The organism is Lysobacterales bacterium (assembly GCA_016703225.1).
GTDB lineage: Bacteria > Pseudomonadota > Gammaproteobacteria > Xanthomonadales > Ahniellaceae > JADKHK01.
The window spans coordinates 142929-158308 of sequence record JADJCM010000002.1; the positions used below are offsets into that span (position 1 = coordinate 142929).

17 protein-coding genes and 1 tRNA gene are annotated in these 15380 nt (G+C 66.0%); 12 read left to right on the plus strand and 6 right to left on the minus strand.

The genetic code is table 11. From position 1 onward, the window contains the following. The first annotated feature begins 68 nt into the window (after positions 1 to 68). The 6 genes from IPG63_09135 to rocF all read left to right on the plus strand — a co-directional run bounded on the left by IPG63_09135 (position 69) and on the right by rocF (position 3301). The gene (locus IPG63_09135; GenBank protein ID MBK6727407.1) at positions 69 to 368 is read left to right on the plus strand and encodes a ribbon-helix-helix protein, CopG family; all 300 of its coding nucleotides are present in this window, start codon (positions 69 to 71) and stop codon (positions 366 to 368) included. Positions 369 to 459: 91 nt separating this feature from the next. Next, complete coding sequence (locus IPG63_09140; GenBank protein ID MBK6727408.1) at positions 460 to 1230, plus strand: type III pantothenate kinase; 771 nt, start codon at positions 460 to 462, stop codon at positions 1228 to 1230. Further along, positions 1230 to 1904 carry an SPOR domain-containing protein gene (locus IPG63_09145; protein MBK6727409.1) on the plus strand — a complete coding sequence of 225 codons (675 nt, stop codon included), beginning with the start codon at positions 1230 to 1232 and terminating at the stop codon, positions 1902 to 1904. The genes IPG63_09140 and IPG63_09145 overlap by 1 nt, the downstream gene beginning before the upstream one ends. Before the next feature lie 20 nt (positions 1905 to 1924). Further along, positions 1925 to 1997, plus strand: a tRNA-Thr gene (locus tag IPG63_09150). Positions 1998 to 2028: 31 nt separating this feature from the next. Continuing rightward, positions 2029 to 2346 (plus strand): Hpt domain-containing protein, encoded by a 318-nt coding sequence (locus IPG63_09155; protein ID MBK6727410.1) that lies wholly within the window; start codon positions 2029 to 2031, stop codon positions 2344 to 2346. A gap of 43 nt (positions 2347 to 2389) precedes the next feature. Then, on the plus strand, positions 2390 to 3301 hold the full coding sequence (gene rocF / locus IPG63_09160; GenBank protein ID MBK6727411.1) for an arginase: 912 nt from the start codon (positions 2390 to 2392) through the stop codon (positions 3299 to 3301). A 187-nt stretch (positions 3302 to 3488) separates the two neighbouring features. Here rocF and IPG63_09165 read toward each other — a convergent pair whose 3' ends face one another. Both IPG63_09165 and IPG63_09170 read right to left on the minus strand, forming a co-directional pair. Next, complete coding sequence (locus tag IPG63_09165) at positions 3489 to 4121, minus strand: hypothetical protein (protein MBK6727412.1); 633 nt, start codon at positions 4119 to 4121, stop codon at positions 3489 to 3491. Between the two features lie 18 nt (positions 4122 to 4139). After that, positions 4140 to 5870, minus strand: coding sequence for a hypothetical protein (locus tag IPG63_09170; protein MBK6727413.1), 1731 nt, complete (start codon positions 5868 to 5870; stop codon positions 4140 to 4142). Between the two features lie 452 nt (positions 5871 to 6322). On the opposite strand from IPG63_09170, the gene IPG63_09175 reads away from it, so the two are divergent. Beyond that, positions 6323 to 7165: an ABC transporter ATP-binding protein gene (locus tag IPG63_09175; GenBank protein ID MBK6727414.1), complete on the plus strand. Its 843-nt coding sequence runs from the start codon at positions 6323 to 6325 to the stop codon at positions 7163 to 7165. A 1-nt stretch (position 7166) separates the two neighbouring features. After that, positions 7167 to 8459, plus strand: coding sequence for an ABC transporter permease (locus IPG63_09180; protein ID MBK6727415.1), 1293 nt, complete (start codon positions 7167 to 7169; stop codon positions 8457 to 8459). 3 nt (positions 8460 to 8462) lie between these two features. Here IPG63_09180 and IPG63_09185 read toward each other — a convergent pair whose 3' ends face one another. From IPG63_09185 to IPG63_09200, 4 genes are all read right to left on the minus strand, one after another. Further along, positions 8463 to 9056, minus strand: a complete 594-nt coding sequence (locus tag IPG63_09185; protein ID MBK6727416.1) for a DUF4276 family protein — start codon at positions 9054 to 9056, stop codon at positions 8463 to 8465. Continuing rightward, positions 9053 to 10258 carry an AAA family ATPase gene (locus tag IPG63_09190; GenBank protein MBK6727417.1) on the minus strand — a complete coding sequence of 402 codons (1206 nt, stop codon included), beginning with the start codon at positions 10256 to 10258 and terminating at the stop codon, positions 9053 to 9055. The genes IPG63_09185 and IPG63_09190 overlap by 4 nt, the downstream gene beginning before the upstream one ends. A 139-nt stretch (positions 10259 to 10397) precedes the next feature. Further along, entirely contained in the window at positions 10398 to 11237 is an 840-nt protein-coding gene (locus IPG63_09195; protein MBK6727418.1) for a hypothetical protein, read from the minus strand. A gap of 62 nt (positions 11238 to 11299) precedes the next feature. Beyond that, positions 11300 to 13033: a hypothetical protein gene (locus tag IPG63_09200; protein ID MBK6727419.1), complete on the minus strand. Its 1734-nt coding sequence runs from the start codon at positions 13031 to 13033 to the stop codon at positions 11300 to 11302. A 139-nt stretch (positions 13034 to 13172) separates the two neighbouring features. On the opposite strand from IPG63_09200, the gene IPG63_09205 reads away from it, so the two are divergent. Genes IPG63_09205 through IPG63_09220 form a run of 4 tightly spaced genes read left to right on the plus strand, consistent with a single transcriptional unit; the run spans position 13173 to position 15360 of the window. Further along, positions 13173 to 13403, plus strand: a complete 231-nt coding sequence (locus IPG63_09205; GenBank protein ID MBK6727420.1) for a type II toxin-antitoxin system CcdA family antitoxin — start codon at positions 13173 to 13175, stop codon at positions 13401 to 13403. Further along, the gene (locus IPG63_09210) at positions 13397 to 13720 is read left to right on the plus strand and encodes a CcdB family protein (GenBank protein ID MBK6727421.1); all 324 of its coding nucleotides are present in this window, start codon (positions 13397 to 13399) and stop codon (positions 13718 to 13720) included. Before IPG63_09205 ends, IPG63_09210 begins: the two co-directional genes overlap by 7 nt. A gap of 3 nt (positions 13721 to 13723) precedes the next feature. Continuing rightward, entirely contained in the window at positions 13724 to 15076 is a 1353-nt protein-coding gene (locus IPG63_09215) for a tryptophan--tRNA ligase (protein MBK6727422.1), read from the plus strand. Continuing rightward, on the plus strand, positions 15073 to 15360 hold the full coding sequence (locus IPG63_09220) for a hypothetical protein (GenBank protein ID MBK6727423.1): 288 nt from the start codon (positions 15073 to 15075) through the stop codon (positions 15358 to 15360). The genes IPG63_09215 and IPG63_09220 overlap by 4 nt, the downstream gene beginning before the upstream one ends. The last annotated feature ends 20 nt before the right edge of the window (positions 15361 to 15380 follow it).

Genomic DNA, 15380 nt, shown 5'->3' on the forward strand with positions numbered 1-15380 from the left:
GACGCATTGTCCCGTTGGGGTTCTGCGTCCTACCATCAACGCCATGTCATCGCTTTCCGGGGGCCCACTTGTCGCGCGTGTCCGATCGATCCACCTACGCCATCGACGCAGACACAGTGCATCGCCTCAATCGGCTCGCGCTGGCGTGGGGCGTGTCGCAGGCCGAGGTGATCCGGCGTTCGGTGCAGCGTGCCGCCGAGCAGACGGAAGGCGCTGCCCTGTCGCCCGCGGACGTCGTGGCGCGATACACCCGCGGCCCGCTGCCGCGCACTGCCGAAGCCACCCGTGTCCTGGTCGAGTCGCTGCGTGGCTTGCGCCACGACGATGACGAGCGACGCAGGGACCCGGCGCCGAATTCGCGACCTTGAACACGGCGGATTTCGAGCCCTTCGTCGGGCAGGGGCTGCGCCTCGTTGCGCCGGTCTGATCCACCTCACGCTATTTCGGGAATCGTCGTTCATGGACCTGCTGTTCGACCTCGGCAATACCCGCATGAAGATCGCTTGCCGCGATGCTGCCGGCGTGCGTTCGTTGGCGGCGCTGGGCTGGGACGCGCCGGATTTTCTGGCTCAGTGGCATGCGTTGCCGCTGGGCGCGCCGGAGCGCATCGCGATCGCCTGCGTCACGCGCTTGCACCGGCTCGAAGCGTTGCAGGAGCTGCTGCGATCTCGCCTCGGCGACATCGCCACGGCGATCGCGGTGACGCAGGCGGCCTGTGGGCGCTTGCAGGTTGCCTACGCCGACCCCTCGCGGCTCGGCGTCGATCGATTCCTGGCGCTGCTGGCGGCGTCGCAGCAGTCGCAGCTGCAACTGCTGGTCGGCGTCGGCACGGCCTTGACCATCGACGCCCTCGGCGCCGACGGGCGACACCAGGGCGGCCTGATCACGCCCGGCCTGCGCCTGATGCGCGAGGCCATGACTGCGGCTGCGCCCGGTGTCGAGTGGAATGCCGGTGCGTTCTGCACCGACTTTGCGCGCGACACCGCGTCCGCGCTGGAGTCCGGCATCTGGTGCGCACTCGCCGGCGCGGTCGAACGCAGTGCGCAGCGGCTGGCGATGCAGTCCGATGCCGCACCGCTGGTGCTGCTGCATGGCGGCGATGCCGCGATGCTCGCCGCGCAACTGGCGCTTCCGGCACGGCGCGACGCGTTGCTGGTGATGCGGGGTCTGGCCGCGTACCTGGATGCCGGCATGGCACAATCGCCGCCCGCTTCTGACCAAGGTCGCTGATGTTCGCGCGCGTACTGTTGTTGCTGCTGCTTGCCGCCAACCTCGGCTTCGGCGCCTGGCTGGTGCTGGCGCCGCCGGAAGCAGTTGCGCAGTTGCCGCCGACCGACCCGGAGGTGCCGGTGCTGGTGCTGCTCAACGAGCGCGACGGCGTGTCGAACGACGCCGCCGAGCTGGCGCGCGCACCGGAGCCGCTCGGCGCGGCCCGGGACCTGCGCTGCACCACGCTGGGGCCGTTCCCGACCCAGTCCGATCTGCGCCGGGCGCTTGCGGCACTGACACCGCTGACCGAACGCATCCAGTTCCGCGAGTCGCGTTCGCTCCGCTCGCGTGGCTGGTGGGTGTACCTGCCCGCGTTCGCATCGCGCGATGCGGCGCTGGTCGCGGCGCGCGAGCTGTCGGCCAAGGGCGTGCGCGACTACTACGTGGTCACTGCCGGTGATCAGGAGAACACCATCTCGCTGGGGCTGTTCCGCGAGAGCGAGAACGCCACCCGGCGGCGCGATGAAGTCAAGGCGCTCGGCCTCGATGCGCGGCTCGACGAACGCGCCGAGGACACGCCCGAGTACTGGCTGGATTACGCGGTGACCCCGGCGCAGCGCTTCGACTGGCGCGACCGCGTGCCCGACCGCATGGAACTCAAGGCGCGTGATCTGCCCTGCGGCGAGTTGCGCTAGACTCGCGCCCCGCTCACGTCGCCGGCGTAGCTCAGTTGGTAGAGCAACCGCCTTGTAAGCGGTAGGTCGGGGGTTCGACTCCCTTCGCCGGCATGCCCCGCAAGCGCCCCCAGGCGCAACCCAGATGACCGATCCCATTGCATTCCTGCATGCGCGTTATCGCGCCAGTTTTCCCGAAAAGCGTGCGGAACTTCTGGCCGCTCTCGTCCGCTGGCGCGACCAGCCTGCAGCGGCCGACCGCATCGCGACGATGCATCGGCTCACGCACAATCTGTCCGGTTCCGCCGGTACCTACGGCTTTGTTGCACTGACCGAGCTGGCACGCGCCGCCGATCAACTGCTGCAGCCGCATGCGCGTGGTGGCGAGGTCCTGGCCGGCAAACATGTCGCTCTGATCGACGCGGCGGTCAGTGCGGTGTGCGACGCTCTCGCGTCGATCTGAACGCAGGGCTATCCTGCGCGCCCCGTCTTCGCGAGCTGCAACCATGCCCATTGTGACCCTGATCGGCGCGCCCACCGACATCGGCGCCGGACATCGCGGCGCGTCGATGGGGCCGGAAGCGCTGCGCGTCGCACACATCACCGAAGCGCTGCGCGAACGCGGGCTGGAAGTCGAGGATCGCGGCAATCTGTCCGGCCCGACCAATCCTTGGCAGTCGCCGCTGGACGGTTATCGCCACCTGCCCGAAGTCGCGCACTGGAATCGCAGCGTTTACCACGCCATGTACGCGGCCCTGAACGAAGGGCGTCTGCCGATCCTGTTGGGTGGCGATCACTGTCTCGGCGTCGGCTCGATCACTGCGGTCGCGCGCCATTGCCGTGAGCGTGGCAAGAGATTGATGGTGTTGTGGCTCGATGCGCATGCCGACTTCAACACGTCGGCGATCACCCCGAGCGGCAATGTGCACGGCATGCCGGTGGCCTGCCTGTGCGGCATCGGGCCGCGCGAGCTGACCCATCTCGGCGGCGACGCGCCGGCGCTGCGCCCGGACCAGATCCGCCAGATCGGCATCCGCTCGGTCGATGCCGGCGAGAAGAAACTGGTGCGCGAGCACGGCCTCGACATCTACGACATGCGCTACATCGACGAGATCGGCATCAAGCGGGCGATGGAAGAAGCCTTGTCCGACCTCGATGCGAACACGCACCTGCACGTCAGCTTCGATGTCGATTTCCTGGACCCGGAGATCGCGCCCGGCGTCGGCACCACCGTGCCGGGCGGGCCGAACTACCGCGAAGCACAACTGGTGATGGAAATGATCGCCGACACCGGTCGGCTCGCCTCGCTCGACATCGTCGAGCTCAATCCCGCCTTCGACGACCACAACCGCACCGCCAAACTCGCGGTCGATCTGGTTGAAAGCCTGTTCGGCAAGTCGACCTTGATGCGAGCGTGATGCGTTCAGAGTGCCGGGCACACAAGCCTGAGCGTTGCCCCGGGCTCCAGTTTGCGCGCGCCGCAGTCGCCGGCGAACTGCAAAGACCCGAGTGGTCGCGAGAACATCGCGACCATCGTCAAGATCACTGCCAAGTCCTGCAATTCCCGAATTTCACGAAATCAGAATGGCTGGAACACCAGGACATTCACTCGAAGCCATCGGCGAACAGGTCATCTGCGGCAGCGTCGATCGGTAGCGGCCAAGCCCAGGCGCCACGCGACCGAGAGAACACGGCAAGTGTCGTGAACCCGCGATCGATCGCCATATCCCAGACCATCACGTGCGGCAGGCCTTCATGGCGCTGCCAGGTTGGCACTGCAGCATTGATATCGTCGGTGTAGTAAAGGCCCCAATCGGTGCCGACAAACACTTGGCCCGGTCTGAGTGGGTTCGCGACGACACTGTTCGCCGGAATGTTCGGCAGGTTGCCCGATTTGTCGAGCCATGAGCGGGTTGCACAATTGGCGCTGCAAGAGACCTGGTAGACATGCCCCGGCGTGGTCGGCGTGTTCTGGTTGAAACCACCGATCGCGGCATAGGCAACCAACGTGCTCTGCGCATCGAAGGCCACGTCCATGATCGGGCGATTCGGAAGTACCGCATTCTCCCCGGTCAGATCGACCCAGGTTGCCGTATTGGCCGTACCTTGGCCGAGGTTGCGTCCCCACTGTACGTTGCCGTCGTTCGTGCCGACGATCGCGAACGCCGGATCGGTGACCGCATGGGCGAGTTGATTGATGAATCCGCGCGCACCAAGCGGGCTCGGATTCTTCGTCAAGGTTGGCGAGTTGACGTACTAGGCTGCCGAGCCTACGCCTCCGGTGACGGTCTCCCAGACGCGGGTTGTTCCGGCGATCAGCCGGGTACAGCCGTTGACGGCGGTGCAACCACTGCCGGGTGCATCCAGCACACCGTAACGGTAGAGCTCGAAGGGTGTGACGAAACTCTTCGTGTCGCCTGACCATGCTGGCGACGCCGCGCTCGCGGTGCCCCCCGGCCCATTGACGGCAACCCCGATGCTGCCGTTCTGGCTCGAGTAGTACCAGCGTTGCCCACCGCTGGTGCGAACGATCGGATCGATGCGCGTGAAGATGCCGTCGCCACCGCGCCGCGTGACCCAGGCAGCAGGACCCAGAGGCTGCGACAGGATTGCGGTATTCGATCCGTTGTCCTGGGCGCCGCCACTGATCCCGGGCGTCGCGGCATGCGCGAAGTTGGCGGTGATGTCGCCCGAGTAGAACTCGATGGTGTTGATCGTGTTGTTCAACGGAATGAACGACGGGCTCGTTGCCGTGGCGTTCGTCGAATACCAGACACCGCCATCACTCCCCAGCAGCAGCCGATTCGAATCATTCGCCACGTACGCACGCGCGTGGTGGTCGACGTGGACATTGCCGCCGACATAGCCGCAGGTGACATTGTCGAAGCTGGCGCCACCATTCGTCGATTTGAAGGCATCGACCGCGCTGGCGATCACCACATTGGGATCGTTCGGGTCGACCGTCAGACCAGCGTCGTACCACATCTGGCTGCCTTCGACGTCGCAGCCACCGAACGCAGTCGACGACCCGATCTGCGTCCAGGTGGCCGCCCGATCGGTGGACTTCCAGACCCCCAATACGCCGTTCGCCAGCGTCGTATCGGAAATCATGGCGTAGACGATCTGGTTGTTCGTCGGCGCCACTGCCAGCTCGATACGCCCGACTGCGGTACCCGCCGTCACGCCATTCCCTGTGCCGGTTGGCCAGTTCTGATTGCGCAATGACCAATCGCCGGTGCCCGGACAACCGGTCGCCGGCAGTGTCGCTTTGTACACGCCATTTGCGCCGTTGCGATCAAGATCCGGCTGCACCGGTGTTGGTGCACCGCGGGTGCCGATCGCCAGAAGCAGTTCGGTGGTCGCGCCGGCATCGATGGCCAGCAAGCCGGTGACGTCCTGGCGTTGTGACGTGAACGCGTTCGTGAAACACGGGCCGATCCAGTTTGCGCCGGTGTCATTCGATACAAACAGACCGGTCTTCGTGCCGACGATCAGGTTCGCGCTGTTGTTCGGGTCGACGACGACTTTGCCGATCGACTGGTATTGCGGAAAATTGCCGACCATCGGGGTCAGCGCCGGACCGAACACGTCGAGGCCGAGCACGGTCCATGTTTCGCCCTTGTCGGCGCTGCGCAGCACACCTGCCGAACCGAAGGAGAACGAGCCATAGCGCAGATCGCCGGTTCCCGCATACACCACGTTCGGATTGTTCGGATCAATTTCCAGGTCGCCGATGGCAGTGCTGGCCACTTCCGGGAAATCGGTCTTGACCGACCAGGTGGTGTTGGCCGAACAGCAATTGGTCGTCTTCCAGACACCACCACCGTCGGAGGCGAAATACGCGATCGTCGGATCGACCGGGTCGACGACGATGTCGTTCGTACGCCCTGCTGCGGCGCTGTTGCCCGGGTTCAACGGCATTGGACCCAGCGGCGTAAATGCCGAGGGATTCAGCGCGAGGACGCCGGCGCTTGTTTTCTCGCGCACGGCCGCGACGCCGGAAGGCAATCCGAGGGGAACTCGATGAGCTTGACGCGCCGCGTCGGCAAGCCAAGCGGACTCGAATCGCCCAGTCGGATAACTGACTTGTATGGCACGCAGATCACCCGGAGACGGGCTGGCGCGGAGTCCTTCCGGCCTTGCCCACCATGGGCCTGAATCTATCGACGCTCCATGGCGCGACGTGGTCGCGCACGCGGAAAGACCCAACAACACACTGGCGGCAAGCACAACATGGCGCATCGCTTCATCTTCCGCGGATCGGCGCGGGAGTGTAGCCCGGATTCACCACCGCCAAACTCGCGGTCGATCTGGTCGAGAGTCTGTTCGGCAAGTCGACCTCGATGCGGGGCTGAGCGGGAGCCGGGTTCTGAAGCGCAGGGTCCGGGCATGACTTCCGTCACGCGCTGGCTTGGTGCATAGCAGCAAAGCTCGCGGGCATGATTCGTATCGATTCGGTTCGCAAACAATTCGGCTCCACCATCGCGCTGCAGGATCTGTCACTGCAGGTGCAGGCCGGCGAGATTTTTGGTCTGCTCGGGCCGAACGGTGCCGGCAAGTCCACCACGATGTCGCTGCTGACCGGGCTCGCGGCTCCCGATGCCGGCAGCGTGAGCGTGCTCGGCGGCGATCCGCGTGATGCAGCGCTGCGCACTCGCATCGGGCTGGCGCCGCAGTCGCTGGCCTTGTACGCGGAGCTGACCGGGCGCGAGAACATCGAGTTCTTTGCGCGCATGTTCGGTCTCGGGGGCGAACGGTTGAAGCGACGGGTCGATGCCGCGCTCGACTTCGTGCAACTCGCCGACCGTCAGCACGACCGCGCCGGCACGTTCTCCGGCGGTATGCAGCGGCGCCTGAACCTGGCCGCGGCGATCGTGCATGAGCCGGAATTGATCCTGCTCGACGAGCCCACCGCCGGTGTCGATCCGCAGTCGCGCAATGCGCTGTTCGACAACGTGCTGGCGCTGAAAGCCGCCGGTCGCACCATCGTCTACACCACGCACTACATGGAAGAGGTCGAGCGCCTGTGCGACCGCGTTGCGATCATCGACCACGGCCGCGTGCTTGCGGTCGACACGGTGCCGGCGCTGCTGCGCGCGCATGCACCGCGGCCGCTGCTGGTGATCGAACGCGACGGCGGCGCGACGCGCATCGAAACCGACGATCCGCTGAGTGAGCTCAACCGTGCCGCCGCCGCGGGCGCGATCCGCAGCTTTCACGTCGAACAACCGCGTCTGGAGCAGGTGTTCCTGCACCTCACCGGCCGCAGCCTGAGGGATTGAGATGAGCGCACTGATCGCCCTCGCGGCCAAGGACATCCGTTTGCTGTTGCGCAACCGCGCTGCGCTGTTCTTCACCGTCGCCTGGCCGTTGCTGATCGCGGTGTTCTTCGGCGTGATCTTTGGCGGTGGTTCCGGCAGCGCCAAGCCCAAGGTGGCATTGGTGGTGCAGGATCAGTCCGCGGCCAGCGAGCGATTCGCGCAGTCGGTGCTCAAGCTCGGGACCCTCGAGGTCGATCGTATGGATGCCGCGGCCGCCGAGCAGTTGGTGCGCCAAGGCAAGCGCACCGCAGCAATCGTGTTGCCGGAAGGTTTCGGCGCGCGCAGCACGCAGGCCTTCAGCGGCGATCCGCCCGAGGTCGGTCTGTGGCTCGACCCGAGTCGGCGCAGCGAGCGCGCGATGATCGAGGGCATGCTGATGAAGCTCGGTGCGGAAGCGATGTTCGCCAACATCAGTGACCCCACAGCGCGCCAGCGGTGGCTGCAGGATTCACGTGCCAGACTGGACCAGATCGAGCCCGAATCGCGTGCGGCGTTCAGTGATTTCTACGACGCGCTGGACACGATGATGGCGACCTCGCAGGCCCAGGCCGACTCCCAGCCGGATGCGGGCGCGGACGCCGATGCGCCGGCGGCGGCGAACACCTTCGTGCCGATCCAGATCGCGGAACGCGAAGTCAGCGTGGTTCGTCGCGGACCGCGCAACGGTTTCGCGATCAGCTTCACCCAGGGCATGAGTTGGGGGCTGTTTGGCGCGCTGATGAGCTTCGTCACGTCGCTGGTGCTGGAACGCATCCAGGGGACCTGGAGCCGACTGCGCGCGGCGCCGCTGTCCTCGGCGTCGTTGCTGCTCGGCAAGGCACTGGCCTGTTTCATCGTGATGCTGGTGACGCTGCTGTTGATCGGCGGCGCCGGAGCCCTTCTGTTCGGCGTCGTCCCGCATTCGCTGCCGAAGCTGCTGCTCGCCTTCGTCGCCGCCACCTTCGCCTTCACCGGCCTGATGATGCTGCTCGCCAGCCTGGGCAAGACCGTGCAGGGTGCGAGCGGCGCCGCCTGGGCGGTGATGATGCCGCTGGCGATGGTCGGCGGTGCCATGATCCCGTTGTTCGCGATGCCGCCTTGGATGGCGCAGTTGTCCAGCATCAGCCCGGTGAAGTGGGCGGTGCTCGCGATCGAAGGCGCGATCTGGCGCGGTTTCTCGCTCGCGGAAATGGCCATGCCGGTCGCGATCCTGCTCGCGACCGGCGCAGTCTGCGGCCTCGCCGGCGCGTGGCGCATCACTCGCCAGCCGGTTTGAACATCACGGGTCCGGCAGGACCTGCTTCGACCATTCCTTGCACAGCTTGCGGAAAGAGCGGGATCCGGATGCAGCCAACTCCAGGTCCATGATCGCAGTGAGCGCTGGCTGGTCGGTGATCTCGGAGTAGCCCTTGCCGGGGGACATGCGCTGCGCCAGCCAGCCCTTGCAGTTGCGCGGGGTCTCGGCATCGCAGGCGTCTGCCGAGTGCATGCGAAAGCCGCGATGCCCGTGGAGTGAACTGGCCGCCGCGATGAACCACGCCTCGTACTCGCGGTTGGCCAGAATCACCGAGTGCCGACATGCGAGATTCATCCGACGGATACGTGCGTCTATGGCTGCGGCGCATTGGGCTGGGCAATCGTCGTCCGCGTCGAGCAGAACCAGCACCCACCCATCGGCCTGGCACTTCCATGCGGCAAGTTCCAGGTAGCGATGGAACTCGTCGTCGCGGTTCAGAAACCGCTCCTTCCTGACGCGAATCGGCGCCAGCACCTCGACGTGGGCATCGGGTGTGAGCCACGCGCAGAACCGGCGCAACAGCACCGGCAGCGCCTGCACCTCGCCATCTCCCTCGACGATGGCGGCGACTCTCATGTGCCGGCCATCTCGAACAGGTCGCTCTGCCGGCTCTGCTGCGCGGCCATGTCTCCGGTGTCTGGCGCGAGTTGGTTCAGGCGAAGCAGTTCACCCGCCGAGAACAGGTGGTCGCGCATGGCCGAGCGTGACGCACCATCCAGCGGCGCGATGCGGGTCTCTCCTTGGTCGGACACGACTGCCAGCAGCGTGTCTGGGTCGATGCCCGGGTCGTCCAGCAGGTCGGGGCTGTGGCTCGTGACCAACACCTGGGTATGGCTCGATGCCCGAGTAAGCGCCTCGCGCAGTGCGGCGCTTGCAGCGGGATGCAGGGCAGTTTCTGGTTCCTCGATGCCGACCAGTGAGGGAGCGAAGTCGCGGCTGCCCTGGAACAGGGCGATCAGGATCCCAAGCGTTCGCAGTGTGCCGTCGGACATGCTGTGTGCCAGGAAGCGCCATGGATCCCGGGCGCCAGCCATGTCCTGGCGAAACTCGACGGTCTCCATCGGACCGATGGTCCTGCGCTCGAAGCCATGGACCGAGGGAACGATGGCTGCGAGCAGTTGTTCGACGATCCGGATGCGTTCAGGGGCGCCGCGCTCCAGATGGCTGATGACGCTGGCGATGTTTTCGCCCGATGGTTTGAGCAACCGACCGTCCTGCGGTTTCTGCAGTTCACGCATCAGCTTCGGATTCAAGTTGTAAAAGCCCATCCTGGACAGAGCATCGAAGACGGGACGAAACGCGTTCATGCCAGAAAACGCCACGAGGGCGAGTCGATCTGGGGCAATGGCCGGAAACTGCGCCTCGCTGCCTTCGACGAGACGGCCATGATCGATGCGGTAACAGGGTCCCTTGCCGCGCATGCCGACGGCGCACTGCTCGGACTGGATTTCGAAATTGCCGCCCTTGGCGGATCCGATCAGAAAAGCGTAGTGGGCCGGTTCGCCGTCAGGCAGGCAAAGATCGAGTCGGATGCCGAAGTGTGTGGGATGACCGGAGGACTTGCGACGCACTTCGGACAGGCCGCCGTGTTCGTTGAGCGCCTGGTCCAGGGGCGCGGCGAGTGCGTCTCGGACCAGATGCAACGCGTCGAGGAAGTTGCTCTTGCCGGAGCCGTTGGCGCCGACCAGATAGGTCAGGGGCCGAAGCGTGACGTCACAGCGTCCGATGCTCTTGTAGTTGCGCAGTACGACGCGAGTGACGAAGGGAGTGCTGGTCATGGGCTAGCCTGAGGGCCGGCACGGAGTGGCGGCAGCGACCTGAAGGATATCCGACGCGGCGGCGCATCATCATGCACCGCCGCCCCGATTCAAGTTGTGGCGCAGCATGCTTGGGGTCACCGCAGATGCGGCAGGGGAATCACGGGTCCGGCACGAACCCGGCGAAGGCGCGGGGTTCGTCGTGGTGCCAGCGCGGGCGGCGGATGACGCCGCGTTCGACCAGGTGCTCGAAGGTGTCGTACTGCACCTGGACGACTTCGTCGGGTCGCGAGGAACGGCGCTCGAACTGGGTGCTGTTGACCTCGGACCACTCGCGGCGGCCATGCGCGGTGCCGAGTTCGGAGGCGAACTCTTCGCTGCGTCCGCGCTTGGCGTCGGCCATCGGCTGGTCACGTGATGCGCCCAGGCCAGCTTCGGCGGAGGGTGCCGGTGCCGCGCGTTGCGCCATGGCATCGGCTTCATTGGCGGCGCCCGGCGCCATCGACTTGCGGCGCCATTCGTCGTCGCGATAGACCGGCGGCGGTGCGTACATCGGCATGCGCTCGCGGAACACGGCGATGCCGATCACGCCGACGTTCTGCGGTCGCCCGGTGCGCGCTGCATAACTCGCTTCCGGCGCACTGAACACGAACTGCGCCACCTCGGACATCGACTTGCGCCAGCCGTTGATCTCGGCACGCTCGTAGGGACCGAGCACGTAACCGCCCTGGTACGGATTGGCAGTTTCTCCGGTGACCGCGTTGACGCCGTCGACCGAGAGCACCGCCATCACGCGTTCGCCGATGCGATTTTGCATCAGCACCGCGTAGCGATGCCCGGGTTCGCCGGCGACATAGGCCTGGCCGCGGCGGTGGTGCACATCCAGTACTGCGCCGGTATCACGGTCGACCACTTGCAGGTCGACCAGACTGTGGACATGCGCCGTGGCCGTGGTGGACAGGACCAGGGAACCGAGCAGTGCAGCAAACAGCGATTTCATGACAGCCTCCGTCGTGGTGTGAGCCATGCAACGGGTGGGTGTCGAAAACGGGGTTCGGAGTTCTACTCGAAGCTGTTCGCGAACAGCGGCGATTCAGCCGAAGTCGCGGCGACCGCCCAGGAGAAGCCGTCGCTGGTGCGGTGCTCCCAGCCCCACTTGCGCCACGGGCTGACACGGAACGCCGCCAGCCCGGACGCCGGTCCGGCCGGGCGGATCCAGTAGTTCACGCCCAGGTCGTAGGTGTCGTAGAGCGACTCGATCGTGCCTGCAAGCAGCGCATCACGCGGGCCGAGCAGGGCGCCGAAGTAGTCTGCCCAGGCCAGTGCGGCGCTGACTTCGAGCGCGTGTTCCTCGTCGTGCAGCGGGTCCTCCACGGCGAAGTCGGTGCCGTCGTGCTCGATCACGTAGCGCGGTGCCAGCGTGTTGCCGAAGTTGCCGTCTTCGGTGCGCAGCGCAGTGCGCAGGAAGGTTCCGGAGCGGCGGATCATGTGGCCGGTGTTGGCGTCTTCGGCGGTGCTGTAGGCGCGACGCAGGGCGTCGGTCAGTAGTGCGGTCATCCAGGTCGAGGCGCCGTAGGCTGCGCCGTCCCAATCACCATGCTGGTCCCCGGTGTGATACCAGCCGCCGTCCACGCGCACCGCGGGAATGCCCGCGGGCACGCCGTTCTGGTGGTCGGCGAGCGCAGCGACGATGGCTGTCACGCTGTCGCGGCGCGCAGTGTTGCCGGTGATCTCGTAGTCGATCGCGTGCGCCATCAGCTTGAACGCGGCCGAGCGTTCGGTCCAGAAGTTCAAGGCGCTGCTCCATGCGTGGGCGCTGGCATTGTGGGCGTTTGCGGTGCTGGTGATCGTCGGGAGAAAGGTCTCGTCGCCGGTGGCCCAGAAGGCGTAGGCGAGCGACTCGTTGAAGGCGTACTTGTTGTCGTCGGGCTTGAGCGTGAACAGGCCGCTGGCGTTGACGCGGGCGCGATAGAAGTCCGCGTGGCGCACGGCTTCGCGCAGCGGCTTCAGGAAGCCGCTGCGGAAGTGCAGGGTGAACATGGTCGCGGAGCGGTCGTACAGCCATGGTTCGTAATCGGTCTTGTACGGACACAGCGAGGTGACCAGCGGGTCGTCCTGGTTGATCACGGTGTAGAAGTTGTTCTTCAGCGCGCGGTCGGCCTCGGTGTAGCCGGGCCAGGTTTCGATCGCGTCCATCGCGGCGGGGTCGTCGCGGGTCGCGGGCATGTCGGCTGGAACTGGCACGCTGCGACTGGGGCGGAGCAAGCCCCGGCTCAGCCAGGTGGCGGGCAGCGTGGCGTAGATATTGGGTTCGAAGACGTTGTCGCCGCTGATGAAGCTGCCGCTGGTGACCTGATGCCAAGTCGTCGCCCGCAGGGCACGACTGGGACGGTGCAATGTGCGCGGCGTGGCGCCCCACTCGACCACGATGCGCTTGGCCAGTGCCGGGTTGGCGAACGCGACTTCGACCTGCACCAGCGCCGCCCGCACCGATAGGCCATCGATGCCGGCGTTGCTGCGGTGCCGCCACGGCGTCAGCTGCACCACGTAGGCCGGAATCTCGACGCCGCCATCGAGCACGCGCAGCGTCGCTAGCCCGGCCGCAGTGATCGAGCCGCGCGGAAACGGAACGCCGAAACTGGCGACCGTCGGCGTATTGGCGACGACGACTTCGGTCGCGTGCAGGTCCACCTCGATTGAGCCGACCGGTACTGCCGGCGCCATGAACGGATCGACCGCGACCGCAGAGCCGGTCAGTACCAACAACCACCCACCCAGCCATTTCCAGACGTGCATTGCGCCTTTCCCCCGAATTCTTGGTCACGGACTGTAACGGCTAGCGTTCATTCGACCCTGTGACCGACAGCGCGTTGCTTGCCACTCATGGTTCATGCGCATACGCTGTGCGCATCCCTCCCGCCGAGCAGAAAACGCCATGAGCGCCGTGATCAAGAAGGCGACCAATCTCAGCATTCGTGCCGACCTGCTCGCGGAGGCCAAGGCGCTGCGCGTCAACCTGTCGGCGGAGTTCGAGAAGAGCCTGGTCGAAGTGGTGCGGCGCAAGCGCGAGGAGCAATGGCTGCTGGAGAACCGCGAGGCGATTGCGGCCTGCAACCGCTTCGTCGCCGAGCACGGCGTCTTTGGCGAAGAGTTCCGGCAGTGGTAGTTCGTCGTTTCGAAGTCTTCGAGAACCCGAGTCGGCGCGAATCCAGGGCATTTCCCTACGTGCTCGTCGTGCAGTCCGAGTTGCTCGACGAGATGGCCACCCGCGTCGTCTTGCCGCTGACACCGGTGCGGTTGCTCCACGGCAAGCCGGTTGCGCGTCTGCATCCGCGCGTGGAGATCGACGGCGAGAGCTTCGTCGTTTTCACCCACCTGCTCGGCACCCTGCCAACACAGCACCTCAAGAAGCGCATCGCCAACCTGGGCGACCAGCAGCACGCCTTCGTGGCCGCGCTCGATCATCTCTTCAGCGGAATCTGATCCATGTCCAGACGTCGTGTCCTCACCGGCATCAAGCCCACCGGTTCCCCGCATCTCGGCAACTACGTCGGTGCGATCAAGCCGGCGATCGCGGCCAGCCGCGATGCGCAGGTCGATTCGTATTTCTTCCTCGCCGACTACCACGCGCTGATCTCCACCCAGGACCCGTTGCGCGTGCAGCGCTCGACGCTGGAGATCGCCGCGACCTGGCTCGCGCTCGGGCTCGATCCCGAGCGGGTGACGTTCTATCGCCAGTCCGACATCCCCGAGATCCCGGAGCTGACCTGGCTGCTGACCTGCGTCACCGGCAAGGGCCTGCTCAATCGTGCACATGCCTACAAGGCGGCGGTCGATGCCAATGCGGACGAAGGCGTGGACGCCGACGCCGGCATCAGCGCCGGGCTGTACATGTATCCGGTGCTGATGGCCGCCGACATCCTGATGTTCAACGCGCACGCGGTGCCGGTCGGTCGCGACCAGGTGCAGCACATCGAGATCGCGCGCGATCTCGGTCAGCGATTCAACCACGTCTACGGCGGCGAGTACTTCACCCTGCCGGAAGCGCAGGTCGATGCGGACACGGCGACGCTCGCGGGACTCGACGGGCGCAAGATGTCGAAGAGCTACGACAACACCATTCCGCTCTGGGACGAACCCGCCACGATGCGCAGACTGGTGATGAGCATCGTCACCAATTCGCAGGCGCCGGGCGAAGCGAAGAACCCGGATGAGTCGCATCTGTTCTCGATCTACCAGGCATTCGCGTCGCCTGCGGAAACCGCGGCGATGCGCGCGGCATTTGCGGACGGCATCGGCTGGGGCGACGCGAAGCAGCAGCTGTTCGAGCGCATCGACCAGGACATCGCGCCGGCACGCGAGCGCTATCGCCACTTCATGGCCCATCCGCAGGAAGTGGAATCCCTGCTGCTGCGCGGCGCCGAGCGCGCGCGCGCGCAGTCGCAGCCGTTCATCGCCCGCCTGCGCGAGGCGGTCGGTCTGCGCTCGCTGGCGCAGTCGGGTGTGGTCTCGACGCCATCGCAAGAGCCCGCACAGGGATTGCAGCCAGAGTTGAAGCAGTATCGCGACGGTGATGACCAGTTCTACTTCAAGCTCGCCGAGAAGTCGGCAGGCGTGCTCGCGCAGAGCATCGGATTTGCCAATGGCCGCGACGCCGGTGCGGCGATCGCGCGCATCAAGCGTGGCGAGGCAGCGATCGCGAATGGCGAACTGGTGCTGGATGCGGCCGCCGTCGCCTATGTGCCGGATGAGGTCGATCCCGCTGAGGCCGTGGCGGCGCTCGCGGCGCTGGTCGCGCAGGAGGCTGCAGCGCGGTCGAAGAAATCGGCGGCGTCGTGAACCTGCTGGCGCTGATCCTGTTCCTGCCCTGGTTCGCGATCCTCGGCGGCGTGTTCTGGTGGTTGCCGCGCGAACGCCCACGCAGGTCCTGGCGCAGCCGCTTCGACGCGCTCGCGCTGGTGCTGGCATTGGCCGCTTCGATCCTCGGCATGCGTGCGGGTCTGTCCACCGATGCCAGTGGCCACCACGTGATCTGGAAACAGGTGCTGGCCTGCCTCTATGCCTACGGTGCCTTCGTTGCGGTGCTGGTTGTGGCCGCCGTGGCGCGAACGCGGCGGCGCTAGACTGTCGCGATCCGGAGACC